This window comes from Polaromonas sp. YR568, from assembly GCF_900116715.1.
Classification (GTDB): Bacteria; Pseudomonadota; Gammaproteobacteria; order Burkholderiales; family Burkholderiaceae_C; genus Polaromonas.
This window is the reverse complement of record NZ_FPBM01000001.1, coordinates 614,807-641,675: the sequence shown is the minus strand read 5'-3', so window position 1 is coordinate 641,675 and position 26,869 is coordinate 614,807. Positions and strand designations below refer to the sequence as shown.

25 protein-coding genes are annotated in these 26,869 nt (G+C 64.5%); 9 read left to right on the top strand and 16 right to left on the bottom strand.

Translation table 11 applies throughout. The features are described 5' to 3' along the window. Window positions 1–10: 10 nt before the first annotated feature. From BM408_RS03010 to BM408_RS02995, 4 genes are all read right to left on the bottom strand, one after another. Window positions 11–238, bottom strand: coding sequence for a hypothetical protein (locus tag BM408_RS03010; RefSeq protein ID WP_092126708.1), 228 nt, complete (start codon window positions 236–238; stop codon window positions 11–13). Window positions 239–450: 212 nt separating this feature from the next. Further along, a complete protein-coding gene (locus BM408_RS03005; protein ID WP_092126706.1) occupies window positions 451–951 on the bottom strand; it encodes a hypothetical protein in 501 nt (166 codons plus the stop codon). 122 nt (window positions 952–1,073) lie between these two features. After that, window positions 1,074–3,677: an ABC transporter permease gene (locus tag BM408_RS03000; RefSeq protein WP_092126704.1), complete on the bottom strand. Its 2,604-nt coding sequence runs from the start codon at window positions 3,675–3,677 to the stop codon at window positions 1,074–1,076. A 20-nt stretch (window positions 3,678–3,697) separates the two neighbouring features. Beyond that, on the bottom strand, window positions 3,698–5,584 hold the full coding sequence (locus tag BM408_RS02995) for a tetratricopeptide repeat protein (protein WP_092126702.1): 1,887 nt from the start codon (window positions 5,582–5,584) through the stop codon (window positions 3,698–3,700). Between the two features lie 130 nt (window positions 5,585–5,714). Between BM408_RS02995 and BM408_RS02990 the strand changes: the two genes are divergently transcribed. Further along, on the top strand, window positions 5,715–6,683 hold the full coding sequence (locus BM408_RS02990; RefSeq protein WP_092126700.1) for a threo-3-hydroxy-L-aspartate ammonia-lyase: 969 nt from the start codon (window positions 5,715–5,717) through the stop codon (window positions 6,681–6,683). A 10-nt stretch (window positions 6,684–6,693) separates the two neighbouring features. On the opposite strand, the gene BM408_RS02985 is transcribed toward BM408_RS02990, so the two are convergent. The 6 genes from BM408_RS02985 to mutL form a co-directional block, all read right to left on the bottom strand. After that, on the bottom strand, window positions 6,694–7,338 hold the full coding sequence (locus BM408_RS02985) for an ABC transporter ATP-binding protein (RefSeq protein WP_092126698.1): 645 nt from the start codon (window positions 7,336–7,338) through the stop codon (window positions 6,694–6,696). A 235-nt stretch (window positions 7,339–7,573) separates the two neighbouring features. Beyond that, window positions 7,574–9,031 carry a mechanosensitive ion channel gene (locus BM408_RS02980; RefSeq protein WP_092126696.1) on the bottom strand — a complete coding sequence of 486 codons (1,458 nt, stop codon included), beginning with the start codon at window positions 9,029–9,031 and terminating at the stop codon, window positions 7,574–7,576. A gap of 155 nt (window positions 9,032–9,186) precedes the next feature. Further along, entirely contained in the window at window positions 9,187–10,146 is a 960-nt protein-coding gene (miaA, locus tag BM408_RS02975; RefSeq protein WP_092126694.1) for a tRNA (adenosine(37)-N6)-dimethylallyltransferase MiaA, read from the bottom strand. Window positions 10,147–10,164: 18 nt separating this feature from the next. After that, window positions 10,165–11,433 (bottom strand): multidrug effflux MFS transporter, encoded by a 1,269-nt coding sequence (locus BM408_RS02970; protein WP_371326983.1) that lies wholly within the window; start codon window positions 11,431–11,433, stop codon window positions 10,165–10,167. Window positions 11,434–11,503: 70 nt separating this feature from the next. After that, window positions 11,504–12,352: an alpha/beta hydrolase gene (locus BM408_RS02965; protein WP_092127339.1), complete on the bottom strand. Its 849-nt coding sequence runs from the start codon at window positions 12,350–12,352 to the stop codon at window positions 11,504–11,506. A 163-nt stretch (window positions 12,353–12,515) separates the two neighbouring features. Continuing rightward, window positions 12,516–14,486 carry a DNA mismatch repair endonuclease MutL gene (gene mutL / locus BM408_RS02960; RefSeq protein WP_092126690.1) on the bottom strand — a complete coding sequence of 657 codons (1,971 nt, stop codon included), beginning with the start codon at window positions 14,484–14,486 and terminating at the stop codon, window positions 12,516–12,518. Window positions 14,487–14,651: 165 nt separating this feature from the next. On the opposite strand from mutL, the gene BM408_RS02955 reads away from it, so the two are divergent. The 4 genes from BM408_RS02955 (at window position 14,652) to BM408_RS02940 (ending at window position 18,049) form a co-directional block, all read left to right on the top strand. After that, window positions 14,652–15,317, top strand: a complete 666-nt coding sequence (locus tag BM408_RS02955; RefSeq protein WP_139237291.1) for a hypothetical protein — start codon at window positions 14,652–14,654, stop codon at window positions 15,315–15,317. Window positions 15,318–15,421: 104 nt separating this feature from the next. Continuing rightward, complete coding sequence (locus tag BM408_RS02950) at window positions 15,422–16,081, top strand: DedA family protein (protein ID WP_092126686.1); 660 nt, start codon at window positions 15,422–15,424, stop codon at window positions 16,079–16,081. A 112-nt stretch (window positions 16,082–16,193) separates the two neighbouring features. After that, window positions 16,194–17,528, top strand: coding sequence for an aromatic ring-hydroxylating dioxygenase subunit alpha (locus BM408_RS02945; protein ID WP_092126684.1), 1,335 nt, complete (start codon window positions 16,194–16,196; stop codon window positions 17,526–17,528). Then, complete coding sequence (locus BM408_RS02940) at window positions 17,525–18,049, top strand: aromatic-ring-hydroxylating dioxygenase subunit beta (RefSeq protein WP_371326982.1); 525 nt, start codon at window positions 17,525–17,527, stop codon at window positions 18,047–18,049. Before BM408_RS02945 ends, BM408_RS02940 begins: the two co-directional genes overlap by 4 nt. Here BM408_RS02940 and BM408_RS02935 read toward each other — a convergent pair. The 4 genes from BM408_RS02935 to tsaE form a co-directional block, all read right to left on the bottom strand. Beyond that, window positions 18,046–18,264 carry a glycine zipper 2TM domain-containing protein gene (locus tag BM408_RS02935; RefSeq protein WP_092126682.1) on the bottom strand — a complete coding sequence of 73 codons (219 nt, stop codon included), beginning with the start codon at window positions 18,262–18,264 and terminating at the stop codon, window positions 18,046–18,048. The two genes, BM408_RS02940 and BM408_RS02935, sit on opposite strands and share 4 nt — an antisense overlap. A 155-nt stretch (window positions 18,265–18,419) precedes the next feature. Continuing rightward, window positions 18,420–18,635: a glycine zipper 2TM domain-containing protein gene (locus BM408_RS02930; RefSeq protein ID WP_092126680.1), complete on the bottom strand. Its 216-nt coding sequence runs from the start codon at window positions 18,633–18,635 to the stop codon at window positions 18,420–18,422. Between the two features lie 217 nt (window positions 18,636–18,852). Then, window positions 18,853–20,262, bottom strand: a complete 1,410-nt coding sequence (locus tag BM408_RS02925) for an N-acetylmuramoyl-L-alanine amidase (protein ID WP_092126678.1) — start codon at window positions 20,260–20,262, stop codon at window positions 18,853–18,855. Then, on the bottom strand, window positions 20,259–20,747 hold the full coding sequence (gene tsaE, locus BM408_RS02920; protein WP_175541663.1) for a tRNA (adenosine(37)-N6)-threonylcarbamoyltransferase complex ATPase subunit type 1 TsaE: 489 nt from the start codon (window positions 20,745–20,747) through the stop codon (window positions 20,259–20,261). Before tsaE ends, BM408_RS02925 begins: the two co-directional genes overlap by 4 nt. 15 nt (window positions 20,748–20,762) lie before the next feature. On the opposite strand from tsaE, the gene queG reads away from it, so the two are divergent. Further along, a complete protein-coding gene (queG, locus tag BM408_RS02915) occupies window positions 20,763–21,815 on the top strand; it encodes a tRNA epoxyqueuosine(34) reductase QueG (RefSeq protein ID WP_175541685.1) in 1,053 nt (350 codons plus the stop codon). Between the two features lie 51 nt (window positions 21,816–21,866). Continuing rightward, window positions 21,867–22,220, top strand: coding sequence for a hypothetical protein (locus BM408_RS02910; protein WP_092126676.1), 354 nt, complete (start codon window positions 21,867–21,869; stop codon window positions 22,218–22,220). A 307-nt stretch (window positions 22,221–22,527) separates the two neighbouring features. Here the strand turns inward: BM408_RS02910 and BM408_RS02900 are convergent, their stop codons facing one another. Next, window positions 22,528–23,433, bottom strand: coding sequence for an AEC family transporter (locus BM408_RS02900; protein WP_092126674.1), 906 nt, complete (start codon window positions 23,431–23,433; stop codon window positions 22,528–22,530). A gap of 115 nt (window positions 23,434–23,548) precedes the next feature. On the opposite strand from BM408_RS02900, the gene BM408_RS02895 reads away from it, so the two are divergent. Both BM408_RS02895 and xerD read left to right on the top strand, forming a co-directional pair. Beyond that, window positions 23,549–24,529 (top strand): tripartite tricarboxylate transporter substrate binding protein BugE, encoded by a 981-nt coding sequence (locus BM408_RS02895; RefSeq protein WP_092126672.1) that lies wholly within the window; start codon window positions 23,549–23,551, stop codon window positions 24,527–24,529. Between the two features lie 103 nt (window positions 24,530–24,632). Next, complete coding sequence (gene xerD / locus BM408_RS02890; RefSeq protein WP_092126670.1) at window positions 24,633–25,535, top strand: site-specific tyrosine recombinase XerD; 903 nt, start codon at window positions 24,633–24,635, stop codon at window positions 25,533–25,535. A 17-nt stretch (window positions 25,536–25,552) separates the two neighbouring features. Here the strand turns inward: xerD and BM408_RS02885 are convergent, their stop codons facing one another. Further along, window positions 25,553–26,827 (bottom strand): class I SAM-dependent methyltransferase, encoded by a 1,275-nt coding sequence (locus tag BM408_RS02885; RefSeq protein ID WP_175541662.1) that lies wholly within the window; start codon window positions 26,825–26,827, stop codon window positions 25,553–25,555. Between the last annotated feature and the right edge of the window lie 42 nt (window positions 26,828–26,869).

Sequence of the window (26,869 nt, the reverse complement as noted above, 5' to 3'; positions counted from 1 at the left end):
GGGCGCAAGTTCAAAACGCCTGGCCCGCGCCGGACGTGCGAAACACAATTTCCCCGCTGGGAATGTGCACGACGCGCACTTCCTGGCGCGTCGGGTCGGCCACGCTTTTGACGGCGACGGCTACCGCCAGCGAGTAGTCGGCGTAAAGATGCTGGGAGTTGGCGCGCAACAGACTGCCTTGAACCGGGTCGACGTTTTCAATGCGGTAGTCATGTGGCGGTGCTTTGACGGATGCCATGGTGAAGACCTCTTTGAAGTGATGCCTCCATGGTAAAAGCGCCGCGCGCTGCCGTGATGACAATTGCGGGTCAAAAGCGTGACGGTGAGTAAGCAAACGAAAGCGCCTTGCAGCCGCCGCGCCGTCATTGGAAAAAACTAAGTAGCCCTAAAGTTCGCCTGCACCTGAGCGCATGCTGCAATGCAGCGAAGATGGTTTGCAGGATTGCCGCGTCAGTGCAAGGCGCGCTTGGGGTCGTCCTCAGACCACTCGAGGTTTTTCATCTCCACCGCCACCGACTTCAGCATCTCCAGCGAGGCCTCCGGTGTCTGCACAATGCCCAGCCAGCCGAACAGGTGGTGGCGCAGGAAGATCAGGATTTTCCCGGTCAGCGGGTCGCAGGCAACCCAGTGCCGCGGGCTGTAGCAGGGCTCCAGCGCGCACAGCGGCGGGCAGTCCAGCGGGTAGGGCGGGTCCATGGAGGCCCGCAGGCCGGCCAGGTCGTTCACCAGCGCTTCCAGCTCTTCCGCTTGAAGCGTGAGGGGCTGCGTCGGTTGAAGGGTCACGCTGCCGTCAGCGTTGCGGATTGCGAGCAGGCCGTGGGCGAGCCGTACCGGCGCTTGCGGCGCGCGCTCCGCGGTGGAGGCTGTACTTGCCTGGCCGCCGATGTCATGTGGGCGAGGCATGACGGTATTGGGAACATTGGGAAAGTTGGGAACGGTGCTGGTGCTCATCGTGGGCTCCACGTGCGGTGATGACGTGAATCCAGTGTGCTGCGCGGGCCTGCCGCAAGGCGTGGGAATCAGGCATCGGCCCCTGTAGGACGGCACAGGTGCGTGAGCTCAGCCGTCGCCGTTTACCAGTCTTCCTTCACCGCCAGCACCGCATCCTTGCCCGCAGCCGCACGCCCCGCCAGCCAGGCCGTCACCGTGCCGGCCAGCACCACGGCCGCGCACAGCAGGCCCAGGCGCTCCCAGGGTAGCATCAGGTCCATGGTCCAGTGAAAGCTTTGCGGGTTCACCACATACACCAGCACCGCAGACACCGCCAGCCCGAGGCCCAGGCCGGCGAGCGCGCCTATGAGCGTCCAAGCCGCGCCTTCGCCGGCCACCACCGCCAGAATCTGCCGCCGCGTCAGCCCCAGGTGTGCCAGCAGGCCGAACTCTTTGCGGCGCGCCAGCACCTGTGCACTGAAGCTGGCGGCCACGCCGAAGAGGCCGATGGCAATCGCCACGGCCTGCAGCCAGTAGGTCACGGCAAAGCTGCGGTCGAAGATCCTGAGCGAGGTGGCGCGCAACTGGCTGACGGACGCGATCTCGAGCAAAGCGCCTGCGCCGGACTGGCGCTCTGCCAGTGCGCGCACCGCTTGCTGCACCTGGCTGTCGCCCACACCTTCGCGCAGCCACAGGGCCAGCTCATTGGCCCGGCGGTCGCCGCTCAGGCGTTCAAAGTCGCTGCGGGCCATGGCGATGGCACCGAACTGGCGGGCGTAGTCTCGCCAGACGCCGGCCACGTAAAACTGGGGTGGTTGCGGTGATGCGGTATTGGGCGAATTTGCTATTAAATCCGTAGCGGCTTGCGCTCGTCCTGAGCCATCTGCAGCCCGAAATGATTGTGAAAACGCCTGCGTCAACAAGGGGAAATCCTGGCCAGGCCGCACGCTATAAAGATCCACCATGGGTTCGCTCACATAGATGGCGATGCGCCCGGGCGGCACGGCCAGCGCCTGGCCCACCAGCGGCAGCGTGCTGGCCGGCTCGTCCAGCGGGCGTGCAATCAGCGTGACGGCGGGCATGGCCGTGTCGAGCAGCAGCGGTGTGGTGCGCAAGGCGCCCACCCGCGCCACGCCGGGCAGGCCGCCCAGCGCCGCCACAAACTCCGGCGAGAAGTAGGCCGTGTCGCTGGCCGAGGTCCCCAGCGCCGTGCGCACATAGAGATCGGCCGGCAGCACCACGTCCAGCCAGTTCGTGACGGATTCGCGAAAGCTCGCCACCATCACCGTCAGCGCCACGGCCAGACTGAGCGAAGCCACCACGCCGCTGACGGCCACCGCTGCGCTTTCGCGCACGCGGCGCGCGCGCTCCACCGCCAGCAAGGGCAGCAGCCGGTGCGCCACCCAGGGGCTGAGCCGGTCGTAAAGCAAGGCAATCAACCAGGGCAATGCGGTGATGCCGCCCACCAGCAGCAAGCCGACCGAGACATAGGCTGCCAGCGGAATGCCCAGCACCGGCGGCGCCAGTGCCAGCAGCGCGCCGGCCGCCACCAGGGCGATGCTGAGCCAGTGCGCCTTGCCGGCCCGGGCCACCACGCCCAAGCCTTTGAGGGTTTGCGCGGGCGGCAGCTTTTGTGCGGCCCGCGCCGGCCACCAGCCGCCCACACCGGCAGCCAGCACACCCAGCCCGCCATAAATCAGCGCGGCCCAGCCGCTCCATTGCAGGCCGGGCGCCACGCCGGTGAAGTAGCCGCCGCCCAGGTCGCCGCCCAGAAGGCGCAGCGCCAGCGCGGCGAGTGCTGTGCCCAGCGCAATGCCCAGCGCGCTGCCGACCAGGCCGAGCAACAGGGATTCAGCCAGCACCAGTTGCAGGCGTTCACGCCCCGTCAGGCCCAGCACGCCCAGCAGCGCAAACTGCTGCGCGCGTTTGGCCACACTGAGCGACAGCACAGAGAACACCAGAAACGCCCCGGTAAAAAGCGCCACCAGCGCCAGCACAGTCAGATTGACGCGGTAGGCACGCGAGAGATTGCTCACCCGCTCGGCGGCATCGCCAGGCGCGGTAGCGGTGATGCCGGCCGGCAGTTGCAGCGAGGCAATAAAGGCCTGTGAATCTGCGCCGGCTTTGAGCCGCACGTCGATGCGGGAAAGCTGACCGCCCTTGCCGAACAAGTCTTGTGCGGCGGCAATGTCCATCACCGCCAGCGGCCCGCCGCCTGCGCCCACGCTGCCCGCCACCGTGACGGCGCGTAGCTCAAGACCGCTTTGCAGGCGCAACCCGTCGCCGCTGAAAAGCTGCCGTGCGGCCGGATTCAAAAACACCACGCCGGGCGTAAATAACGCGAAACGTTCCGCTTGTGACGAGGGCACCGGCATCAGGGCCGGCGCGATGGGCGCGACGGCCAGCGCATCCACGCCGATGATGCGCAAAGGCAGGCGCTGGCCTTTGCCGTCCAGGGCGTAGGTGCTGACTTCCAGCACCGGGCTGGCCAGGGCGACTTGCGGGTGGCCGGCCACGCGTTGGTAGAGGTTCTCGTCAAAGCCGCCCTGCACGGCACGCAGCTCCAGGTCAGGCTGGCCGCTCACCGCGCGCACGGCTTGCGAAAACTCGCTGAGTGCCGAGGCATTGATCAGTTGCACCGAAAACGCCAGCGCCACACCGAGCATCACGGCCACCACCGCAGCGGCATTGCGCCAGGGATGGTGTTGCAGCTCCCGCCAGGAAAAGCTTGAGAGCAGGGCGCGCATAGCCGGATGCGGTTGCCCGCTCAGCCTTTGCGGGGCTTGGCGGGTTTGGGTGCTTTGGCCGGCTTGGCCGCCTGCCCGCCATTGGCGGCCCACTCTCGCAAGGCCGCATGCAGGCGTTCCAGCACCGGCTCCCACTGGCGGTAAGCCGGCTGGCGGAACAGCCGGGTGTGCGGGTACCAGGGGCTGTCTTCGCTCTCCAGCATCCAGACCCAGTGCGGATTCACATCCAGCGGCACCCAGCAGGGCTTGCCCAGCGCGCCGGCCAGGTGGGCGGTCGAAGTGCAGACGCTGATGACCAGGTCCAGCTGCGACATGAAGGCAGCGGAGTCATTGAAGTCGGCCATCTCCGGCGTCAAATCGATCAAAGGCAGGCCGGCCTCGCGGGCCTTTGCCACATCGGCTGCGGCGCCGAACTGCAGGTTGTAAAAACTCACGCCCGGCACGTCCGCAAAGCGGGTGTAGGCATCAATGCCCACGGCGCGCAGCGGGTTGCGCTGGTGCGTGAGGCTGCCGCTCCAGGCCAGGCCCACGCGCAGCTGCTGGTCTTCGGCCAGCTGCTTTTTCCAGTGGGTCACGCGCGCGGTTGCGGGCTTGAGGTAAGGCACAGGCACGGCAAGGTCGCCGGCGCCTATACCCAGGTGCAGGGGCAGCGAGAGCAATGGGCAGTGGCAGTCAAAGTCGGCCAGCGGCAGCGGCACGGTGTCGTCAATGACGGGTGCGTCCAGCACGGCCTTGAAGCTGGCGTTCAGCAGCGGCTGCAGCGTCTTGTTGGCACTGAGCAGCAACCGCCCGCCCTGGGCATGCACCTGCTCGGCCAGGCGCGGCAGGTAGCGCACAAACTGCAGGATGTCGCCAGCGCCCTGTTCACTCCACACCAGCAGTGTCTTGCCCTCAAGGGGCTCGCCCCGCCAGCGGGGTTTGGGCAATTCGTTGGGCTGATGGCGCAACTCGGGTGCGCCCACCCAGCGCGCCTCGTGCAGCGGCCAGCCTTCGGCAAAGTCGCCGCGCAGCAGACGGTGCATAGCCAGGTTCCAGCGCGCGCCGAAGTAGTTTTCGTCCAGGGCCAGCGCGCGCCTGAAGCAGGCTTCGGCTTCATCCCACTGCTGGTATTCCTTGAGCAGCAAGCCGAGGTTGTTGTGCACGATGGGGTAGCGGGGCGCTTGCGCGGCGGCGGTGCGCAGCTGCTCTTGCGCGGCGTCAATATCAAAGCGTTCTTTCAGCAAGGTGGCAAGATTCACGCGCGCCAGGGTGTTGTCGGGGCGGGCCGCCACTTCCTGCTGGAAGATAGGCAGGGCTTCGCTTTGCCGGCCGGTATTCATCAAGGCGGCCGCGTAGTTGTTCAGCATGAGCGGAAACTGCGCCGCCTGCGCCAGCAGTGGCTCATACAGCGCCGACGCTTCGGCGTGGCGGCCCAGCTGCTGCAGGGTGGAAGCCAGGTAAAGCCGCACCGACACATCGTCCGGCCGGCGCTCGGCCAGCAGCGCGATCACCGGCAGGGACTCGGCGTAGCGCCTGGCGTCATAGAGCACGCCGTACCACTCCAGCAAACCGTCGACTGCGTCCGGCAGCAGCTCATGGGCTTGCTTGAAGGCCAGGGCGGCTTCGTCGAGCCGGCCGGTGGCGTGCTCCAGCCGGGCCAGCTCTATCCAGGCCGGGAAAAACTGCGGGTTGAGCTGGAGGGCCAACTCGACCTCCGTGCGGCCTTGCGCGAACTGCTTGCCCATGCGCGCAACCAGGGCCGCAAACACGCGCACCAGTGCATCGTTGGGGCGCTGCTGCAGCACGCTGGCCAGCGCGGCATGGGCGGCCTGCGGCTGCGACTGGTTGATCAGGTGTTGCACTGCGGCCAGGTCGTCAGGAAGGCGGCTGGGCGTGATTTCCAGAGGGGTAGAGGAGGTTTCAGGCATGGCGATGCTGACTATAACTGCCCCTCTGCAAGCCGTGCCGAAGGGGTCTTCGCAAGGGAGCCTCGGCTATCATGACCCGTATCCCCAACCGTACTGCTGAACGCCTTACTGAAGAAAGCCAGACCGCTCCATGCAACTGCCTACCTATGACGACGTGATTGCCGCCGCCGCGCGGATCAAAGGCCACGCGCACCACACCCCCGTACTGCAATCGGCCACAGCCGACGCCCGCTGGGGCGCAAAGTTTTTCTTCAAATGCGAGAACTTCCAGCGCATGGGCGCCTTCAAGTTTCGCGGCGCCTTTAATGCCTTGTCGAAGTTTGATGCGGCGCAGCGCAAGGCCGGTGCGATCGCCTTCTCATCGGGCAACCATGCGCAGGCAGTGGCCCTGTCGGCGCGCATGCTGGGCATGCCCGCCGTCATCGTGATGCCGCAAGACGCGCCCGCCGCCAAGCTGGCCGCCACGCGCGGCTACGGCGCCGAGGTGGTGCTGTATGACCGCTTCACCGAAGACCGCGAGGCCTTGACCAAGGGCCTGGCCGCGGAGCGCGGCATGACGCTGATCCCGCCCTATGACCACCCCGACGTGATCGCCGGCCAGGGCACGGCAGCCAAAGAGCTGCTGGAAGAAACCGGCCCGCTGGATCGCCTCTACATCTGCCTGGGCGGCGGCGGGTTGACCAGCGGCTCGGCGCTGTCCGCGCGGGCGCTGGCGCCCAAGTGCAAGATCTATGGTGTCGAACCCGAAGCGGGCAACGATGGCCAGCAGTCGCTGCGCACCGGCAGCATCGTGCACATCGCCACGCCCAAAACCATTGCCGACGGCGCACAGACCCAGCACCTGGGCGAGTACACCTTCGGCATCATCCGCCGCGATGTGGACGACATCTTCACCGTGAGTGATGCGCAACTGGTGGAAGCCATGCGCTTTTTTGCCGAGCGGATGAAGATGGTGGTCGAGCCGACCGGTGGCCTGGCATTTGCCGCTGCCTGCGCCGCGCTGGAAGGCGGCGCGGGCAAAGGCGAGCGTATCGGCGTGATCGTGAGCGGCGGCAACGTCGACATGGCGCGCTACGCCGAGTTGCTGGCCGGCCGCTAAAAGGGGCTCTTCAGGCTGAGATGCCGCTGGCGCTGAGATGCAGCCTGCGGTCGGCGCGCGCGGCGGCTGCTTCGGAGTGAGTTACCAGCACCATGGATGCGCCTTGCTCACGCGTCTGCGCAATCAACGCATCCATCACCAGTGCCGCTGTGGCCGGGTCCAGGTTGCCGGTGGGCTCATCGGCCAGCAGCAGGCTGGGCCGGTGCACCAGCGCCCGCGCAATCGCCACGCGCTGCAACTGCCCGCCGCTCAGCTGCTGCGGCAGGCGGGCGCCCAGGCCGTTAAGGCCCACCGCATCCAGCATGGCTTTTACCCGCGCGTCGTCAGGTTGATTCAGCAGCAGCAGCGGAAGCGCCACGTTCTGCGCCACATCCAGGTGCGGCAACACATGAAAAGCCTGAAACACAAAACCCACATGGCGGCGGCGCAACAAGGCGCGAGCGTCATCACTCAGCGTGTCCAGATCCTGGCCATTGAGCTGCACCGAGCCTTCGTCCCAGCTGTCTAGCCCGGCCATGCAATTGAGCAGCGTGGACTTGCCTACACCTGATTCACCGACGATGGCCACAAACTCGCCCGGTGCTACATCGAGCGAAACATTGGAAAAGACAGGGGTGTTGAGATAACGTTTGGCGAGGTGGCGGACTTGCAGCATGGCTAGATCGTACCCCCCGCCCAGGCTCACTACGTGTAGCCTGTCCCCCCTCAGGGGCGGCGCCTGGGGCCGGCAAAGCCGGACCCTCGGCCCCCACTGGTGAAATCCCCTCGCTGTTCGCGCCCAAAGAACTCTTCAACCCAGCAGGGGCCGCGGAACCGGCTTTGCCGGGCCGCAGGCGCAGCGGCCCCCTCGGGGGGCAGGGAGCTACACGAAGTGAGCGACCGTGGGGGCTCTACTCCCTCCAGCGTTCGAGCCACTGCGCCATCAGCTTGCCGGCCGCTTCGCGCCCGCCGAGCCCGAAAGACAGCGCCACTGCCACGGCCACCGCGCCCAGCGTGAGGCCAAAAGCCAGGTGCACGATTTCGTTGGCGATGCCCATGGCGCGCAGGCCCATGGCGATCACCAGCCCGAGGATGGCCACGCGGGCGATGCCGGCCAGCCCTGACGTGTGTTTGCCGCTGGCTTTGTGGATGGCATCGAAGGCGAGGTTGGAAATCCAGAAACCCACGGCCAGAATCGCGCCGCCCAGCAGGATGTCGGCGCCGAAGCGGATGAAGGAGGCCACCATCACGCCTACCTGCTCAAAGCCGAGCTGGCCGGCTGCCTCGGTAGCGGCGAACAGCATGGCGAAAAACATCAGCAGGGTGGAAGCCAGGCGCGACGGCCGGCCGGCGCCCGATAGCAAATGCTGCACACCCATCTTTTGCGGCAGGTTGTCGGCGCCGGCGCTTTCCAGCAGACTGGCGAGCAGGCGCGAGGCAAAGCGCGCCACATACCAGGTCAGCAGCAGGATCACCGAGGCAGCCACGATGCGCGGCACGGCCGCGAACATCAGGCTGAGCATCTGCGAGGCGGGCCGCGAGATGGCTTCGATCTTGAGCGCGTCGAGCGCGGCGATCAACGAGGGCACAAACACAAAGATAAACACCAGCGTGCCGGCCAGGGACGACAGGCGGATGGAGCCGTCCAGGCCTATGCGCTGGTTGATGCGGTCGGTGCCGGCCGCCGCCAGCAGGTTGCTGACCAGGCCGCTCAGCACCCGACCCACCACATAACCAACCCCCGCGATCAGCAGAGCCGCGAAGGCGCTGGGCACCATGCCCAGCAGCTGGTTGAGCATGAGCGTCACCGGCCCCAGCAGGGCATTGAGCTCAAAGGCATTGAGAATCGCCGGCAGCAGCATCAATATGACCAGCCAGAACAGCACGTTGCCGACATTGCGGCTCATGGGCGCCATGCCGGCTTCGCTGGCCAGCTTGTCGTCCAGCGTGGTCATGGCCAGCGCCCGTGTGGCCAGTGCCCGCAGCACGGTGGCCAGCAGCCAGGCGATCAGCGAGAGCACCACGCCGGCCAGCAGCTTGGGCAGGTAGCCGATGATGTCGCTCATCATGGCAGCGAAGGGGTTGGTCAGCAACGAAAGATCCAGCACATTGAGCACCGCGATCAGCGTGGCCAGCAGCACCAGCCAGAATACGCCGGCGGCAATTGGCGACTCGGCGTCCATCTGCACGCCCGAGCTTTCTTCGATGCGCACATTGACCTTGAGCAGCCCCAGCAGGCGCCGCATGCCCGCGCGGGCTGCAACGGCCAGCAGCCAGCCCAAGGCAAAGATTGCGACGGCGCCGAGGATTCGGGGAATGTGTGCGCCCAGGCTGGCTTGCAGGGCGTTGGCAAAGGGTGACAGCTCCATGATGCACTCTCCTTTTGTTATGAAAACTTCAGGCAGGCAAGGCAGGTGCGCTTCACTTCGCTTCGCTTCAGGGATCAACAAGAGTCAATAAAAGACACGGGGAGAAATAAAGCGCGCCCCATTCTTGCAGCTATGCCGGGGCTTATCAAGCAGGGCTAGCGCCTGGCCGCATTCATAAGCTGTGCGATTTGGTGCAGCACCTCTGTCACAGGTTTGTCACCATCGCAGGCCACCACATGGCGCTGCGGCATGGAGCGCAGCCAGGTGATCTGGCGTTTGGCCAGCTGGCGCGTGGCGAAGATGCCTTTGTCGCGCAGCTCGCTCATTGGATAAACGTGATCAAGGGCTTCCCATGCCTGGCGGTAACCGACGCAGCGCATGGACGGCAGGTCGGGGTTCAGGTCGCCGCGCGCACGCAAGGCTTTCACTTCATCCACAAAGCCGGCTGCCAGCATGGCGTCAAAACGCTGCGCGATGCGTTCGTGCAGCCAGGCGCGGTCTTGGGGTTCAAGGGAAATCAGGCTTGCAGTTGCCGCAGGGCTGGCGTTAGCCGCTTCTTTTTTGAGGGCGCCCTGCTGGTGGAAGAATGACAGCGGCTGGCCCGACACACGAAACACCTCCAACGCGCGAGAGATACGCTGCGAGTCGTTGGGCGCGAGCCGCGCAGCCGTGGCAGGGTCCACGCGCGCAAGTTCCGCATGCAGCGCAGGCCAGCCTTTGGCCACGGCTTCATCAGCCAGCGCGGCGCGCACGGCAGGGTCGGCCTTGGGCATGTCGTCCAGCCCGTCAAACAGCGCCTTGAAGTACAGCATGGTGCCGCCCACCAGCATCGGCAGCTTGCCGCGCACGGTGATCTCTTCAATCAGGCGGTTCGCATCGGCCACAAACTCGGCGGCGCTGTAGGCCTGCAACGGGTCGCGGATATCGATCAGGTGGTGCGGCACAGCCGCGAGTTCATCCGGCGTGGGCTTGGCGGTGCCGATGTCCATGCCACGGTACACCAGGGCCGAATCGACGCTGATGATCTCGACCTCGTACTGCCGGGCAATGGCCATGGCGGCCGCGGTCTTGCCCGATGCGGTGGGCCCGGCGATGCAGATGTAGGGTGCGCTCACGTGCTTTCCGCCCCGGTATCAGGTTTTTGCGGCGGCCTCATGCGCAGGCTCGCCGTATTTCTGCACCACCGTCCAGGCCGCCGTTGCGATCAGCACGCTCCACATCCAGATGCCGTGTGTCAGCGGGCGCACCGTGCCGTCCATATGGGTGCCCAGCCAGCCACCCATGGCAAAAGCCACCAGCATCATCAGGAAACCGTTGAGCGCAGAAGCCGCGCCCGCCGCCTGCGGGAAGGGGCCGACAGCGCCGCTCTGGCCGCAGGGCTGGTGCACGCCGTGGCCCAGCATGAAGAGGTAAAAGGGCAGCATGATGGCCCAGACGTTTTGTATGCCGAACAGCGCCAGCACACCCATGGTGGTGCCAGCCGTCAGGCTCAGGCAGGCGGCGATGGCCACCGAGCGCCGCACGCCAAAGCGCGGCAGCAGGCGCCGGCAGATGAAAGTGCCGGTGAGGTAGCAAAAGCACATCGAAAACATCACCAGGCCGTAGCCGGTTTTGCTCAGGCCCAGCACCTTGATGAAAACAAAGGACGAGGTCGCCAGAAAGGTGAACAGCCCGCCGTAGGAAGCCGCCGTGAGGGCCGAGAAGGCCAGGAAGGTGGGGTTGCGCAGAATGTGCAGCCAGGTGCGAAACAGCGTCAGCGGCTGCAGTGCGTTGGGGTTTTTCTGCGCCAGGGACTCCTGAAAGCGCAGGCCGACCAGGGCCAGCGTGGCGGCGCCGAACACAGCCAGCGCCGCCAGGGCGATGCGCCAGCCATAGAGCTGCGACAGCACGCCGCCCAGCGGCGCGCAGATGCAGGCCAGCACGCCCAGGCCGCTCAGGCCTTTGGACATGACACGCGCGCCTTCGAGTGGGTGGTACAGGTCGCGCACGATGGCGCGCGCACACATCACCACCGCGCCCATGGCCGCGCCCTGCACGATGCGCCAGACGATGAGCAGCGCCATTGACGGCGCCAGCGTGCTGCCGATCGAGGCGAGGGTGTAGGCTGCCAGGCCCCACAGCAGGATGGGCCGGCGGCCAAAACGGTCAGACAGCGGGCCCCAGATCAGTTGCGAAGCGCCGAAGGCCAGCAAAAGTGCGCTGAGCGTGAGCTGGGCCTGCGACATGGCCGCGCCAAAGCCTTCGGTGAGTGCGGGCAGAGCCGGCAGGTAGAGGTCGGTGGTGACGGGCTGTATGCCCAGCAGCATCGACAAAATCAGCACGATCAGCCCGGTCGACATGGGGGCGGGTGTGGCCGCCTCGAGAGGGGCGGCGTGCGGGGAGGACGGAGAGGGGACGGACATCCGCCTGAGGGTATCAGATTGCCCGGCGGAGACAGGCGCTTCAGGGTGGCCAGGCCCGCGCGCGCCCCGCCTATTGCATGCCGAAGAGTTCAGCCAGCGCCTGGCGGTATTGCGGCTGGCCGATGAGGTTGGCGTTGTGGTGCGAGCCGCCCTCGACCAGCATGAAACGTTTGGGCTCGGCGGCCGCGGCATAGAGCTTGCGCCCCAGGTCGGGCAGTATCAGCCGGTCTTCGTCGCCATGCACCACGAGCAGTGGCGAGCCTATCTTGTCCACCTTGCGCACGGCTTCAAAACGCTGGGTGATGAGCAGCGACACCGGCATCCAGCCCCACTGGGGCGAGCTGCTCACCACATCGGCAATCGAGGTGAAGGTGCTTTCAACAATGGTGCCGCGCTCGTCGCTGACCTCGGTCGCCAGGTTGATGGCGATGGGGCCGCCCAGCGAGTGGCCGAAGATATAGCGCGGGCGGTCCGGGTATTTTTTGGCCAGCCAGTCCCAGGCGGCGCGGGCGTCTTCGTAGGCGGATTTTTCGGACGGCAGCTCATGGGTGCTTTTGCCGAAGCCGCGGTAGTCGATGGCCAGCACCGAAAAGCCCAGCTCCTGCATGCGGCGCATGCGCGGCGCGGAGCCGGTGACGTTGTAGCGTGCACCGTGCAGGTAGAGCAGCACGGGTGCTTTTTCGGGGTTGGGTTTGTCGCTGGCCAGCCAGAGGCCGTGCAGGCGCACGGGCTGGTCCTTGCCGGCGGGAGTGAAATCAACCCAGACATCGTCCATGCCCACGGCAGCTGCGGCGCCGCCGCTCCAGGTGCGGTCGCTGGGCTGGAAGATCCAGGCACGCTGTTTTTCGTCTAGGGTGGCACAACCGGCCAGCAACGCCAGCGCCATGCCAAAAGAAGTGAAGAGGTGCCAGCGTTTCATGGTCATGACTGAGTGCATCCTGCTCAAAAAGTTCTCAGAGGCGGCTTGATTCCGTCGCTTGCCCGATCTGTAACAGCTTCAGGCATGCAATTCTTGCGCCCGTACACCTCTGCGAGGGTATCCGCGCGGTGAAGTTTTGAAAAGCTTCGTGACCCTGAATGGCCTAGCGCCCGCGCATGAAAAGCGCGTCCAGCTCTTTAATGCTGACTTGGCGCCAGGTCGGTCGGCCATGGTTGCATTGGTCGGAGCGCTCTGTGGCTTCCATTTGGCGCAAGAGGGCGTTCATTTCGTCGAGCGTGAGCTTGCGGTTGGCCCGCACCGCGCCATGGCAGGCCATGGTCGAGAGCAACTCGTTTTGCGCCCGCTGGATCACGGTGCTGGCGTCGTGCTGGGACAGCTCAGCCAGCACGCTGCGGGCCAGTTCCACCGCATCGCCTTGCGCCAGGCTGGTGGGCACGGCGCGCACGGCCAGGGTTTTGGGCGAGAAGGGCGTGATCTCCAGGCCCAGCGTCGCCAAGGTCTGGGCGCTGGCTTCGGCCGTGGCCACTTCCTGCGGGCTGGCGGGAAAGGTCGCCGGAATCAGCAGCGGCTGGCTGGCAATGCTGGCGCCGTCGCCGGCGTCCATCTGGGTTTTCAGGCGTTCATAAACGATGCGCTCGTGCGCGGCATGCATGTCGACGATGACCAGGCCCTGGGTGTTTTCGGCCAGCACATAAATACCCTGCAGCTGGGCAATCGCGCGGCCCAGCGGCCAGTCGCCGGGGGGCAGGGGCGTGAAGCTGCCGTCGCTGCTGCTGGGGGCGGCGCTGTCGGGGGCGCCATAGGCGTTATAGGGGTTATAGGCATTGGGCGTGTCGGCGGCCTGCGCGGTGAAAGCAGGCAAAGACCCGTCGTCTGCCGCAAAGCCGTTTGCACCGCCTGGCTGTGCTTGCGGCCTTGCAGGCCACATGGCTTCGAAGTCGGAAACCCGGTTGCCGCCGTTGGCAGCGAAATTAATAGCCGGTTGCGCCCATCCCTGGCGCGAAAAAGCCAGGTTGGGTTCTGAAGACTCGTTCGTCGCATCGGCCGCGGGCGCGGCGGCAGCTGCTACGGCTGATCGGGGAACGGCCAGCGCGTTCTCCGTCGCGTGGCGCACCGCCTGGTGCACCTCGCGGCTGTCACGAAAGCGCACCTCGATCTTGGTCGGGTGAACGTTCACATCCACGCGGGCGGGGTCGATCTCGACATAGAGTGCATACACCGGCTGGCGGTGGCCGTGCAGCACGTCTTCATAGGCACTGCGCGCCGCGTGGGTCAGCACCTTGTCGCGCACATAGCGGCCGTTCACGTAGGCGAACTGCTGGTCGGCGCGCGAGCGGGCCGCATCGGGGATGCCAGCCACACCCCACACACGCACGGCGGGGAGGCCGTCGGCGCGGCGGGCGCTGCTTTCATAACTCACGGTGACCGACTGCTCGACAAACTCATTGCCCAGCACATCGGCCAGGCGTTGCTGGTGGGCGTTCTCGCCTGTGGCGGCGCGCCACTGCTCCACCAGTTTGCCTTCATGCCAGATGGCAAAGCCCACATCGGGCCGCACCAGCGCATGGCGGCGCACCGCTTCAATGCAGTGGGCCAGCTCGGTGGCGTCGGTCTTTAAAAATTTGCGGCGCGCAGGTGTGGCGTAAAACAGCTCGCGCACTTCCACGCTGGTGCCGCGGTTGCGCGGCGCGGGTTTGAGCTCGCCGGTGCGGCCGTCAAGCTGCCAGGCGTGTTCGTCGCCGGCGGTTCTCGACAGCAGGCTCATGTCCGCAATCGAATTGATGGCCGCCAGTGCTTCGCCCCGGAAACCCATGGTGCCCACGGCTTCAAGGTCCTGCAGCGAGGCGATCTTGCTGGTGGCATGACGCCGCAGCGCCACCGGCAGCTCTTCACGCGGAATGCCGGAGCCGTCGTCCTCCACCAGAATCAGCCGCACACCGCCTGCCAGTAGCCGCACTGTCACCTGGGTGGCGCCGGCATCCAGCGCGTTGTCGACCAGTTCGCGCACCACGGAGGCCGGGCGTTCCACCACTTCGCCGGCCGCGATCTGGCTGATGAGTTCGTCGGGAAGCTCGCGGATGGGGCGGCGGGTGGTCTGTTGCAGGGAGGTCATGTCGGGATGATTCTAGGGGTTTGCCCTTTTTCAAGATGAAAAGCGGCGCAGAGCCCGCCGGGCGGTACGGGCTTGCGCGGCGAACTTGTAATATTGTGTTGCTCGCGCATGGGCGCAGCGCCGGTGTCCAGTCTCAATCGCTTTGCCCGCCACTTCAAGGAAGCCATGCCACTCCAGAAAACACGTTTGCTTCTGCCCGTTCTGGGCTTTTTCTGCCTGCTCGGTGGCGCCCGGGCGCAAGGCGCACCAGCCGCCGCCCAAGCCCCCGTCTGTGTGCACGACGAAAGCGTCAAAGAGCGCTTTTTGCCAGTGGAGCTTTTGACGGGCAGCCCCATGCCCGCCGGCAATGAGCTGGTCATGGCGCCGGTGGAACGTACTTACACCTTCAGCGACGAGTTGCCGGACGGTTCGCTGGCCGGCGGCGACGTGACGCTCAAGGGCCCCGTCGCATGGCAAGGGCAGGGAGGCAAGAACTACGAGGTCTATGAGCGCAAAGTCCCGCGGGCCTTTGAGCGTTATGCGATGACGCCGGACCGCACCGCCATGGGCCGCGTATTCGATCAGCGCATCGGCAACATCACCAACGAGGGCAAGTACCCGATCGGCATGTGGACGCAGGGCCAGAAGCGGACCTACGCGACGTATTACGAGTTTCCCCGCGGCACACGCTATGAGCCTTCGCACCTGGAGATGGAGAAACTCTCCTGCGTCTGGGAGGGCATTCCAGGCGCCATGCAGTACGGCTACAAGACAAGCGGCAGCAGCTACGGCTACGTCTACGCGCCCGGCAAGGGCCTGGTACACGTCATGACCCGGGTGCGCGCGAACTGACGGACTGGTGAGCGGACAAACTGACGACCGGATGCCAGGCCGCATGGCCTGAGTCCGGCACGGGCATTCTGGAAAGCACGCGTTCACCTGTCAAAATCGGCGGTATGGAACTAGCCACCTTTTTCATCGATTTCATCCTTCACGTCGACAAGCACCTCGAAGCCTTTGTCACCAGCTACGGCGCCTGGGTCTACGCACTTCTTTTCATCATCATTTTTGTCGAAACCGGCGTGGTGGTCATGCCGTTTTTGCCGGGCGACTCACTCCTGTTTGTGGTGGGCGCGATGTGCGGCGTGGGCCTGATGAGTTTCCCGGTCGCGGTCGGCCTGCTGTTTGTGGCGGCCGTGCTGGGCGACCAGTGCAACTACACGATAGGCCGCTCCCTGGGGCCCAAGGTCTTCCAGTGGGAAAACTCCCGCTGGTTCAACAAAAAAGCCTTTGACCAGGCGCATGCGTTTTACGAACGTTATGGCGGCGTCACCATCATCGCCGCGCGCTTCATGCCGTTTCTGCGCACCTTCGCGCCCTTCGTGGCGGGTGTGTCGGACATGACGCGCAGCAAGTTCACGCTCTACAACGTGGCGGGCGCCGCGCTGTGGGTGGGCGGCATTGTGACGGTGGGCTACTTCTTCGGCAACATTCCGTTTGTCAAAACCCACCTCGACAAAATTATCTGGGCCATGATCCTGGTCCCCGGCCTGATTGTGATTTTTGGCGCCTGGAAGGCCAGGCGCAAGGCCATGTCCGCGATGCCTCCGGCCTGAGTGTCAAGAAGCACCAAGAGACGCCAGGTGGCGCCGGGGAGAAACCCGGTGGGTAGGAGTTGATAAGTAAGCGTATTATTTATTCCGCATCCCATTTTTTGTGCGAGAACCCATGAACGCGCCGCCTCTTTCAAGCACTGAGTTTTCCCGCTGGACACAGCCCGGCTCCAGCCGCGTCCCTTTCTGGGCCTATACCGACGCCCAGCTCTACCAGCGCGAGCTGGAGAAAATCTTCTACGGCGCGCACTGGTGCTATGTGGGGCTGGAAGCCGAAATTCCCAATGTGGGCGACTACAGGCTCACCCATGTGGGCGAACGCCAGGTGCTCATGGTGCGCGACCGCATCGCCCCCAAGGATCGCGCTACCGACCACGGCATACGTGTGGTCGAAAACCGCTGCGCCCACCGCGGCGTGCGCTTTTGCCAGAACCCGCAGGGCAATGCGCGCAGCTTTGTGTGCCCCTATCACCAGTGGACTTACAAGCTCAACGGCGACCTGGCGGGCCTGCCCTTCAAGGACGGTGTGAAAGAGGGCGACTGCGTCAACGGCGGCATGCCCGAGGGCTTTGACCTGAAGGACCACGGCCTGACCAAGCTGCGTGTGGCGGTGCTGCACGGCCTGGTGTTTGCCACCTTCAGCGCAGACACCGAGCCGCTGGAAGACTACCTGGGCCCGCAGATCATGCCTTGGCTCGACCGCATCTTCAAAGGCCCGGAAGGCGCGCGCAAGCTGACGCTGCTGGGCTACAACCGTCAGCGCATTCCGGGCAACTGGAAGCTGATGATGGAAAACATCAAGGACCCTTACCACCCGGGCCTGCTGCACACCTGGTTCGTCACTTTCGGGCTCTGGCGGGCCGACCAGAAAAGCCGCATGGTGATGGACGGTGAAGGCCGCCACGCCGTGATGATCTCGCGTCGCAACGAAGGCGGGCAAAACGCCGCCGTCACCGAGGGCGTGACTTCGTTCAAGGCCAATATGGCGCTGAATGACGACCGTCTGCTGGACGTGGTGCCCGAGCCCTGGTGGCGGGTAGCAGACCCCTCCAATCCGGGCAGCGACATCATGCCCACCGTGACCATGATCACGCTGTTCCCCAGCCTGATCATCCAGCAGCAGGTCAACTCGCTGAGCACCCGCCACATCGTGCCGCGTGGGCAGGGCGAGTTTGATTTCATCTGGACGCATTTCGGCTTTGCCGACGACACGCCCGAGATGACGCAGCGCCGCCTGCGCCAGGCCAACCTGTTCGGCCCGGCGGGCTTTGTGAGTGCCGACGACGGCGAAGTGATCGAGTTCAGCCAGGCCGGCTTTGCGCAGGCCGGCGACAGCGGCGCCACCCTGTGCGAGCTGGGCGGCACCGGCACCGAGATGACCGAGCACATGGTCACCGAGACACTGATCCGCAGCATGTACGCCTACTGGAAGAAAGTCATGGGCTTATGAGCGAGACGACCGAAATGACGGCAAGTGAGCAAGGATTGCAGCGCCTGATGCTGCAACAGGAGGTGGACCAGCTCAATGCGGCCTACGCGGCGGCGCTGGATGGAAAACGCTTTGACGAGTGGCCCGAATTTTTTGTGGAAGACGGCCGCTACAAGGTGCAGGCCCGCGAGAACTTTGACCGCGGCCTGCCCCTGGCTCTGATGGCGCTGGAAAGCCGCGGCATGATGAAAGACCGTGTCTACGGCGTCACGCAGACCATTTACCACGGGCCTTATTACATGCGCCACATCATCAGCCCGGCGCGCATTGTGTCGCACGAGCTTGTGGAGGAGGGCGAGCTTGTCGGCGCCGAGGCGAACTACGCGGTCTTTCGCACCAAGCCGGGCGGCGTGAGCGAGGTCTACACCGTGGGCCGCTATGTCGACGAGCTCATTAAAAAAGACGGCCTCCTGAAATTCAGGAGCCGTCTTTGTGTGTATGACAGCGAGATGATCCTCAACTCGCTGATCTATCCCGTTTAGCGCTTCTTTCCGACTTCATTGCCGATCAACGCACCGGCTGCCGCGCCGCCAATAGTGGCAAGTGGCCCGCCGAGCAAAACATTGCCGGCAACACCGCCTACAACAGCGCCGGCCGCAGTGCCGATCTGGGCGTTGGTCGGGCGGTTGGCGCAACCCGTCATGGTTGTGAGAGCCAAAACACAAGCCGCAGCTGTCATCGAGAATTTTGAAATCATTGGGTTTACCGGTTGCGGACTTCGTGATGATGAAGCCCGATAGTTGTTGATGTTGTTACTGACCGGCGGATCTTAAGCGGACGGAACAGTGCAAAACTGACTTGCAGAGTGGTTCGAACCACTCTGCGAAGTTACTTACCTTTTTTTACCGAAGCTCAGCGTTTTTTGCCGACTTCATTACCGATCAGGGCGCCCGCTGCTGCACCACCCACGGTGCCGAGCGTGCTGCCGAATACGGCGTTACCCAACACGCCGCCGGCTACTGCGCCCACGCCGGTGCCGATTTGTGCATTCGTGGGACTGGTGCTGCAACCGCCGAGGCCGATGAGTGCCGCTGCTGCTGCTGTCGACAGGATAAGTTTCGTGTTCATGGTTGTTTACCTTTGCTAAGAGTTTCAGGCTCTTGCTGATGACATTCACTGTGAAGTCCCGGCCCTGCCTGTGACCTCAATGTATGTGGTCAACCGTTACGGGGCTGTAGGAGAAGGTCGCCGCAGACTGTCGGCCCGCTGCAGTCTTAAGTGGTAATCCCGGCGCTCAGGCGGTGTTTTCCGGGCCTGCGGTGGTTCGCAGGCTTTATGCGGTGCCCTAGACGGCGCGGTTGCGCGCCAGCGGCGGGTTGCGCGCGAAGTAACGCGAGATGCCGCGCATCAGTGCATCGGCCAGCTGGATCTGGTAGGCCTCGCTGCGCAGTCTGGCCTCCTCGTCGGGGTTGCTGATAAAGGCGGTCTCTACCAGCACGCTGGGGATGTCGGGCGCCTTCAGCACCGCGAAGCCGGCTTGTTCGACCTTGGGTTTGTGCAGCTTGCCGACATTGCCGATCTCGCCCAGCATGGCGCTGCCCAGCTTCAGGCTGTCGTTGATTTGCGCCGTGGTGCTCATGTCGAGCAGGGCTTTTTGCACCTGCGCGTCTTTGGCCTTGACGTTGATGCCGCCCACCAGGTCTGCGGAGTTTTCCTTGTCGGCGATCCAGCGTGCGGCGCTGCTGGACGCGCCCTTTTCGCTGAGCGCAAACACGCTGGCGCCTTGTGGCCGTGCGGTGAAAAAGGCATCGGCATGGATGCTGATAAACAGATCAGCCTGCACGCGCCGCGCCTTTTGCACGCGGATGTGCAGCGGCACAAAAAAGTCGGCATCACGCGTGAGGTAGGCGCGCATATTCGGCTGCTGGTTGATGCGGTCGCGCAGGCGGTGCGCGATCTGCAGCACCACGTCTTTCTCGCGTGTGCCACCGGGGCCGATGGCGCCTGGGTCTTCACCGCCGTGGCCTGGGTCCAGCGCGACGATGACGAGGCGGTCAGTCTTGCTTTTGGCGACGGGGGCTGTTTCGGGAGCCGGCCTGGCATTGCCCGGGATAGCCGGATTAGGGGTAGTGGTCGGCGAGGGAGCTTTGTCCTTGTCCTTCTCGGCGACGACTGCCGGCGGCGGTTTGCTGTCGGTTTGCTTGCCCGACTGTTTGGCAATCAGGTCGGCGATCGGGTCGCTGCCGGGCGCGGGTGTAGGCGCGGCGGCGGTGCCGGCCTGCTTGTCCGCCAGTTTCTCGGCGATGAGCGCCTCCAGCGGGTCGGCGACCTGTGTGGGGTAAAGATCGAACACCAGCCGGTATTGATACGCCGCCACAGGGGGCAGGGTGAACACCTGCGGAAGAATGGCTTGCTTGAGGTCTATCACCAGGCGCACCACGCCGGGCGCGTTTTGTCCGACGCGGATGCCGGAGATGTTGGGGTCGTCGGACCGCACCTTGGCCACGAGTTCACGCAGCGCCGGGATCAGGTCTATGCCTTCGATGTCGACGGCCAGCCGCGGCGGTTCGGCGACAAAGAACTGGCGCGCCTTGATTTCACCGTCGGACTCGATGGTGAGCCGCGTGTAGTCTTTGGAAGGCCAGACGCGCACCGCCACGATGGTGGCGCCGCGTGCGATGTGCTGCACGCCCAGCAGCAGCACGACACTGCCTATTCGCAGGGCGCTGCGGCGGTTGATGGAGCTGCGCTTCATGCCAGCAGCTCCGCGCCGGTGGGCGTGTGGGCTGTCAGGGTGACTGTGCGGCTGTCGTCCGGCAGGACTTCAAGGTGCAGGAGCAGATCGGGCTGCGGCAGGTGCGGGCCGGCTTTTTCGGGCCATTCAACCAGCTTGAGGCCGGCGGCGGCAAAGATGTCGCGAAAGCCGGCTTCTTCCCACTCGCGCGGGTCGTTGAAGCGGTAGAAGTCGAAGTGCCAGATGTTCATCTCCGGCAGAGTGTAGGGCTCGACCACCGCATAGGTGGGGCTTTTGATGCGGCCCTCGACGCCCAGGCTCTTGAGCAAATGGCGCACAAAGGTGGTTTTGCCGGCGCCCAGATCGCCCTGCAGCTCAATCAGTGCGCGGCCGACGGCGGGGTGATTCGCCAGCGCTTTTGCAAACGCTGCCGTGGCCGCCTCGTCGGGCCAGGCAATGTTTTTTACAATCAGCGGGTGTCCGCCGGCAACTCTTTGAACAGTCATCAATTCGTTTCTCAAATTCAAACTTGGGCGCGCGAGCTTGGATTTTCGCAAATTGGCATTGCCGGCGTCGATTTATCGTCGGCTGAGTCCGGATTATCGGCCTGGCTGGCGGCAGGCTTTCATGGCGACATGCATTACATGGCCGCCCATGGCCTCAAGCGTGCGCGGCCGGCCGAACTGATTCCCGGCACGGTGAGCGTCATCACGGCGCGCATGGACTACCTGCCAGCTTCGACAGCCGCCGTACCTGGCGAATGGCAGGCCCTGGAGTTCAGCCGGCTGGAGCGGCCTGCGGAAGGCATCGTGTCGGTCTACGCCCGCGGCCGCGACTATCACAAGATATTGCGCTCACGCCTGCAAAAGCTCAGCGAGCGCATCTCCGGGCATGTGGGACAGCTGGGCCACCGCGCTTTCACCGATTCGGCCCCGGTGCTGGAGGCCGAACTGGCGGCGCGCAGCGGCCAGGGCTGGCGCGGCAAGCACACGCTGCTGCTCAACCGCGAAGCGGGCTCCATGTTTTTCCTGGGTGAGATTTATGTCGATATCGCCCTGCCGCACAGCGAGCCTGTCACGCCGCACTGCGGCACCTGCCAGGCCTGCATCGACGTATGCCCCACGCGCGCCATCATTGCGCCGCACAAGCTGGACGCGCGGCGCTGCATCTCTTACCTGACCATTGAGCACGCCGGCGCCATCCCGCTGGAGCTGCGCCCACTGATGGGCAACCGCATCTACGGCTGTGACGACTGCCAGCTGATCTGCCCCTGGAACAAGTTCGCCCAGCGCAGCGCACTGCCGGATTTTGATGAGCGCCGTGGTTTGACGGGGCAGCAGCTGGTGACCCTGTTCGGCTGGACGGAGGAAGGCTTTTTGCGCTTCACCGAGGGCAGCCCGATCCGGCGTATCGGCCACGAGCGCTGGCTGCGCAATATTGCGGTGGCGATGGGCAATGCCTTGCGCGTACTGGACGCGGCGCAGGCGCAGCCCCTGCGTGAGGCGCTGCTGGCACGCGCCTCGGGCTGCGGCGAACTGGTCACCGAGCATGTCGAATGGGCGCTTGCCCAATGAAACCCCTTCGCTTGTAGCTTGTAATATGCCTGTGCATGAAAGGACACCCCCATGGACCCCACCATCTCAGGCGCGCTGGCTTCGCTAGTCGGCGCGGTCGTAGGCGGCAGCATCACCTTCTTCCTGAACCGCCAGCTGCATAAACACCAGCTCGCGCTGGCGCACGAGCAGAACAAGACCGAGTTCATGGCGGAAGAAACCGCGCGCCATTTCCTCAGTCACAAGGGCTACACCGACCGCTCGTTTGAAACCCTGCAGATGCATCTGGGCGGGTTTGATGAGGACGAGCTGCGCAAGATTCTTGTGCGGGCGGGGGCGATTCGGACTTTTCGGGAGGATGGGTCGGAGTGGTGGCGGTTGCTTAGCCGGATGGATGAATACATCGCTAAGAAGAGTGCTTCTTGAGGCTGGTCTTGTTCCAGCGGCGTGCCTTCCTCTGACTCCTGCTGGCCGGGGTCGCCCGGCGGCGACTCACTTTCTTTTGCTTCGCCAAAAGAAAGTAAGCAAAGAAAAGGCGACCCTACTGTCTGCGTCCCTGCGCTTCGCTCCGGGCAACCTGCGGTGCTCGGTCCAGACGGGGTCAAAAACAACTCGCTTCGCTCAAACAAGTTTTTGCCCTGATCCGTCTGGACCTCCGCTCCTCGGCGCAGCCAGAAGGGGCAATCGGGAGCGGGAACCGAATACCGGGCAGCCGAATATCTGCGGACTTGTCCTAACGCAGTACCCCTAGTGCAAACGGCAGACTTACCACGCCCAGCATGGTCGAGAGCGTGACCAACCCCGCGACGTACCCGCCGTTGTAGCCCATACGAGCCGCCAGTACGTAGGCGCTGGAGGCTGTGGGTAATGCCGAGAAGGCGAGCAGGATGGTGGTTTGCGTCGGTGACAGCCCAAACACCCTGGACAAGCCCAGCGCCACCAGCGGCAGCAGCAGGTGCCGTATCGAGAGAACGGCAATGGCCAGGGTCTTGGCCTGGGTCAAGTGGGCGAACTGCATGCCGGCGCCGGCGGCCATCAGGCCCAGGGCCAGTGAGGCGGCGCCTATGCGTGTCACGGTGGGTTCCAGCCAGATGGGGATGGTGAAACCCAGCAGGTTGGCGACGAGGCCGGTGGCGGTGGCCAGAATCAGCGGGTTGCGCAGCAGCTCGCCCGTGAAGCCGCGTTGGGCATGCCGGGCCATGGGCCATACCGCGGCCACGTTAAAGAGCGGCACGCACACGCCGATGAGCACGGCGATGAGTTGCAGGCCCTGGGGACCGGCCAGGCGGTCGGCGATGGCCAGGCCGATGAAGGAGTTGAAGCGAAAGGCCACCTGCGCGGCGGCGGCGTGTTCGCGTGCATCGATGTGCCGGCGCAGCCAGGGCAGGTGCGGCAGGCTGTAGGCCATGGCAATGCCCGCGAGCCCCATCAAGACACCAGCGCTGATCAGGCTGGAGGTGGCGCCCAGGTCCAGCGGGCTTTTCACGATGGAGTGAAAGAGCAGGACCGGAAACAAAAAGTAATAAACCAGGCTCTCCACCTGCTCCCAGACGGTGCGGTTGAGGGCGGTGTAACGGCACACCAGGTAGCCGCAAACAATGAGGGAAAAGTCGGGGAAAAGAAGCTGCGCGTAGTTCACCCCGCCGAGAATAACCGCAATCCCTCCGGGTTTGCCCTTATGCGTAATCCACAAGCTGCGGGCACGGCGCTTGCGTTTACCATTCCTGCTGTTTCTCTATCGGAAGGACCTGAACATGCAACGTCGTTATCTGTTTGCCTACTCTGTGGTGTCTGCGCTTGTGCTCGGCGCCGCTGCAAGCCCTGTATTGGCACAGGGATACCCCAACAAGGTGGTCAAGCTGCAGGTGCCTTTCGCGCCCGGCGGCACCACCGACATCGTCGCCCGCGTGATCTCCGAGCCGCTGGGCAAGGCCCTGGGCCAGAGCGTGATCGTTGAAAACAAGGCCGGCGGCGGCGGCGTGGTGGGCGCGACCGAAACGGCCCGCGCGGTGCCGGACGGTTATTCGCTGGGTGTGGCCACGGTGTCCACCACGGCGGCCAACCCGGCCATCAACCCCAAGATTCCGTACAACACGCTGACGGATTTCACGCCCATCATCAACATTGCCGCCACGCCCAACATCATTGCGGTGCACCCGAGCTTTCCGGCGCGCAACTACAAGGAGTTTGTGGCCGAGCTGAAGAAGAACCCCGGCAAGTACTCCTACTCGTCGTCGGGTACGGGCGGCATCGGCCACCTGCAGATGGAGCTCTTCAAGAGCATGTCGGGCACTTTTGTGACCCACATTCCCTATCGCGGTGCGGGCCCGGCCCTCAATGACACGGTGGCCGGCCAGGTCCCGATGATTTTTGACAACCTGCCTTCCGCGCTGCCTTTCATCCAGCAAAAACGCCTGATCCCCATCGTGGTGGCCGCGCCCCAGCGCCTGGCTGTGCTGCCTGATGTGCCGACCTTCAAGGAAGTGGGTCTGGAGCCGGTGAACCGCATGGCTTACTACGGCGTGATCGGCCCCAAGGGCTTGCCGAAGGAAGTGGTCGACAAGGTCAGCGCGGGCGTGAAGAAGTCGCTGGAAGACCCGGCCGTGCGCAAGCGCATCGAAGACACGGGCTCGCTGATCGTGGCCAACACGCCTGAGCAGTTCACGGCGCAGATCAAGGCCGAGTACGAGGTCTATAAAAAGGTTGTGGATTCCGCCAAGCTCAAGCTGGAGTAATTCCCGATCGTCAATAGCTTCCAGGGCCGGTTTTTGCCGGACTGACAGCGAACCGGCCGCCCTGCATCTCAATGCACGGCGGCTTTTTTGTTATGGTCACCCCATGCAGCCAGAAAGCCAGTCCAGCATTGATGGGTTTATCGACGCCTTGTGGCTGGAAGACGGCCTGTCGAAAAACACGCTCGCGGCCTACCGGCGCGACCTCTCGCTTTATGCCACCTGGCTGGCCGCCAAAGAGCAGGGCGGGCGCAAGCTAGACGAGACGGCCGAGACCGATCTCAACAGCTATTTTTCAGCGCGGCACGCGGCGACCAAGGCGACTTCGGCCAACCGTCGCCTGACGGTGTTCAAGCGCTACTTCCGCTGGGCGTTGCGTGAGCGTTTCATCACGGCTGACCCGACACTCAAACTCCAGTCGGCCAAGCAGGCGCTGCGTGTTCCCAAGGTCATGAGTGAAGCGCAGGTCGAATCCATGCTGGCCGCGCCTGATGTGGACACTCCGCTGGGCCAGCGCGACCGGGCCATGCTGGAGCTGCTGTACGCCAGCGGCCTGCGCGTGAGCGAGCTGGTGGGGCTCAAGACCTTTCACGTCAGCCTCAATGAAGGCGTGCTGCGCATCATGGGCAAAGGCAGCAAGGAGCGGCTGGTGCCTTTCGGTCAGGTGGCGCGGGAATGGATCGTGAGATACCTCGCCGACGCCCGCCCGGCCATCCTGGGCGGTCAGCAGACCGACGACCTGTTTGTCACCGGCCACGGCAAGGGCATGAGCCGCGTGATGTTCTGGATGCTGGTGAAGAAATATGCGCGGCTGGCCGGCATCCATTCGCCGCTGTCGCCGCATACCCTGCGCCACGCATTTGCCACGCACCTGCTGAACCACGGCGCCGATTTGCGCGCGGTGCAGATGCTGCTGGGGCATGCCGATATCTCTACCACCACGATTTACACGCATGTGGCGCGTGAGCGGCTCAAGGCCTTGCACGCGCAGCATCACCCGAGAGGTTGAGGTCGGCCTTAACGCCCTCAGGACGTGGCGTTGTACATGTATTTTCTGGTGAAGGGATAACTCGACTGAGCGCCAGTCACCGTCGTGTTGTGCACATCGCCCGAAGGCCGTGCCGCCAGCATCTGGTGCAACGAGATCCATCCCTGCTCAAAGCTCATGGCACTGCCCGCAAGGTACAAGCGGTAGGCGCGCAGGGTTTTTTCAGCGCGCTCGGCGCCGCCGTCTGCAACCAGCACCTGACGTGCGTCGTCGAGCTTCGCTTCCAGCGCATCCGACCAGTTCCAAAGCGTGCGCGCATAGTGGGGCCGCAGGTTTTCGGTGTCCACCATCTCCAGGCCCGCGCGCGACATGTGTTCGAGCACCGCGCTGACATGCATCAGCTCGCCGCCCGGGAAGATGTACTTCTCGATGAAGTCGCCCATGCCGGCGCCGAGCTGGCGGTTTTCCAGCCCGCCTGCGGTGATACCGTGGTTCATCACCAGCCCGCCGGGCGTCAGCAGGCGCATGATTTTCTGGAAGTAGGCGGTCATGTTGGCGTGGCCCACGTGCTCAAACATGCCGACAGACGACACCTTGTCGAAGGGCTGGTCTTCCGGCATGTCGCGGTAGTCGCGCAACTCCATGCGCACGCGCCCACCCAGGCCTTTTTCTTCGATCAGGCGCTGCACATGTGCATGCTGGTTTTTAGACAGCGTGATGCCGGTGGCGTCCACGCCGTAATGCTCGGCGGCCCACAGCAGCAGCCCGCCCCAGCCCGCGCCGATGTCGAGAAAACGTTCACCGGGCTTGAGCATGAGCTTGCGGCAGATGTGGTCCAGCTTGGCTTCCTGGGCCTGGGCCAGCGTCATGGCGTTGTCGCTGTAGTAGGCGCATGAATACACCCGGCGCGGGTCCAGCCACAGCGCATAAAAGGCATCCGACACGTCGTAGTGAAACTGGATTTGCGCCGCATCGCGCGCGTGGGTGTGGGCGGCCAGGGACTTGGCGCGGTGCAGCAGGCCGGACCACCAGCCGGTGTCGCTATGGACCGGGTTGCCCGGCAGCAGCTTGGTGACGGCGCGCATCACGTCGCGCATGGCGCCTTCAAGCTGGAGCTTGCCTTCCACATATTCTTCCGCCAGGGCGCCTATCTGGCCGGCCTTGAGGCGGGCGATGCTGGACCAATGGGAGAACGCCAGCTTGACGGGTGCGTTGGCCGAGCCCAGACGCTGGCCTTGAGGCAGCTGAAGGGCGATGTCCGCGGGCAGGCGCGGCATTTGCGGCGGGATGTCTGGAACCAGGTGCCTGATCATGCGCAAACTCCTTTTTCAAGTGCTTTTGCAGTCTAGCGAGCT

Excerpts from the sequence above, each read along its gene's own strand:
- BM408_RS03010 (WP_092126708.1), bottom strand. The coding sequence starts at position 238 with ATGGCATCCGTCAAAGCACCGCCACATGACTACCGCATTGAAAACGTC.
- BM408_RS03005 (WP_092126706.1), bottom strand. The coding sequence starts at position 951 with ATGAGCACCAGCACCGTTCCCAACTTTCCCAATGTTCCCAATACCGTC.
- BM408_RS03000 (WP_092126704.1), bottom strand. The coding sequence starts at position 3,677 with ATGCGCGCCCTGCTCTCAAGCTTTTCCTGGCGGGAGCTGCAACACCAT.
- BM408_RS02995 (WP_092126702.1), bottom strand. The coding sequence starts at position 5,584 with ATGCCTGAAACCTCCTCTACCCCTCTGGAAATCACGCCCAGCCGCCTT.
- BM408_RS02990 (WP_092126700.1), top strand. The coding sequence starts at position 5,715 with ATGCAACTGCCTACCTATGACGACGTGATTGCCGCCGCCGCGCGGATC.
- BM408_RS02985 (WP_092126698.1), bottom strand. The coding sequence starts at position 7,338 with ATGCTGCAAGTCCGCCACCTCGCCAAACGTTATCTCAACACCCCTGTC.
- BM408_RS02980 (WP_092126696.1), bottom strand. The coding sequence starts at position 9,031 with ATGGAGCTGTCACCCTTTGCCAACGCCCTGCAAGCCAGCCTGGGCGCA.
- BM408_RS02970 (WP_371326983.1), bottom strand. The coding sequence starts at position 11,433 with ATGTCCGTCCCCTCTCCGTCCTCCCCGCACGCCGCCCCTCTCGAGGCG.
- BM408_RS02965 (WP_092127339.1), bottom strand. The coding sequence starts at position 12,352 with ATGAAACGCTGGCACCTCTTCACTTCTTTTGGCATGGCGCTGGCGTTG.
- mutL (WP_092126690.1), bottom strand. The coding sequence starts at position 14,486 with ATGACCTCCCTGCAACAGACCACCCGCCGCCCCATCCGCGAGCTTCCC.
- BM408_RS02955 (WP_139237291.1), top strand. The coding sequence starts at position 14,652 with ATGCCACTCCAGAAAACACGTTTGCTTCTGCCCGTTCTGGGCTTTTTC.
- BM408_RS02950 (WP_092126686.1), top strand. The coding sequence starts at position 15,422 with ATGGAACTAGCCACCTTTTTCATCGATTTCATCCTTCACGTCGACAAG.
- BM408_RS02945 (WP_092126684.1), top strand. The coding sequence starts at position 16,194 with ATGAACGCGCCGCCTCTTTCAAGCACTGAGTTTTCCCGCTGGACACAG.
- BM408_RS02940 (WP_371326982.1), top strand. The coding sequence starts at position 17,525 with ATGAGCGAGACGACCGAAATGACGGCAAGTGAGCAAGGATTGCAGCGC.
- BM408_RS02935 (WP_092126682.1), bottom strand. The coding sequence starts at position 18,264 with ATGATTTCAAAATTCTCGATGACAGCTGCGGCTTGTGTTTTGGCTCTC.
- BM408_RS02930 (WP_092126680.1), bottom strand. The coding sequence starts at position 18,635 with ATGAACACGAAACTTATCCTGTCGACAGCAGCAGCAGCGGCACTCATC.
- BM408_RS02925 (WP_092126678.1), bottom strand. The coding sequence starts at position 20,262 with ATGAAGCGCAGCTCCATCAACCGCCGCAGCGCCCTGCGAATAGGCAGT.
- tsaE (WP_175541663.1), bottom strand. The coding sequence starts at position 20,747 with ATGACTGTTCAAAGAGTTGCCGGCGGACACCCGCTGATTGTAAAAAAC.
- BM408_RS02910 (WP_092126676.1), top strand. The coding sequence starts at position 21,867 with ATGGACCCCACCATCTCAGGCGCGCTGGCTTCGCTAGTCGGCGCGGTC.
- BM408_RS02895 (WP_092126672.1), top strand. The coding sequence starts at position 23,549 with ATGCAACGTCGTTATCTGTTTGCCTACTCTGTGGTGTCTGCGCTTGTG.
- xerD (WP_092126670.1), top strand. The coding sequence starts at position 24,633 with ATGCAGCCAGAAAGCCAGTCCAGCATTGATGGGTTTATCGACGCCTTG.
- BM408_RS02885 (WP_175541662.1), bottom strand. The coding sequence starts at position 26,827 with ATGATCAGGCACCTGGTTCCAGACATCCCGCCGCAAATGCCGCGCCTG.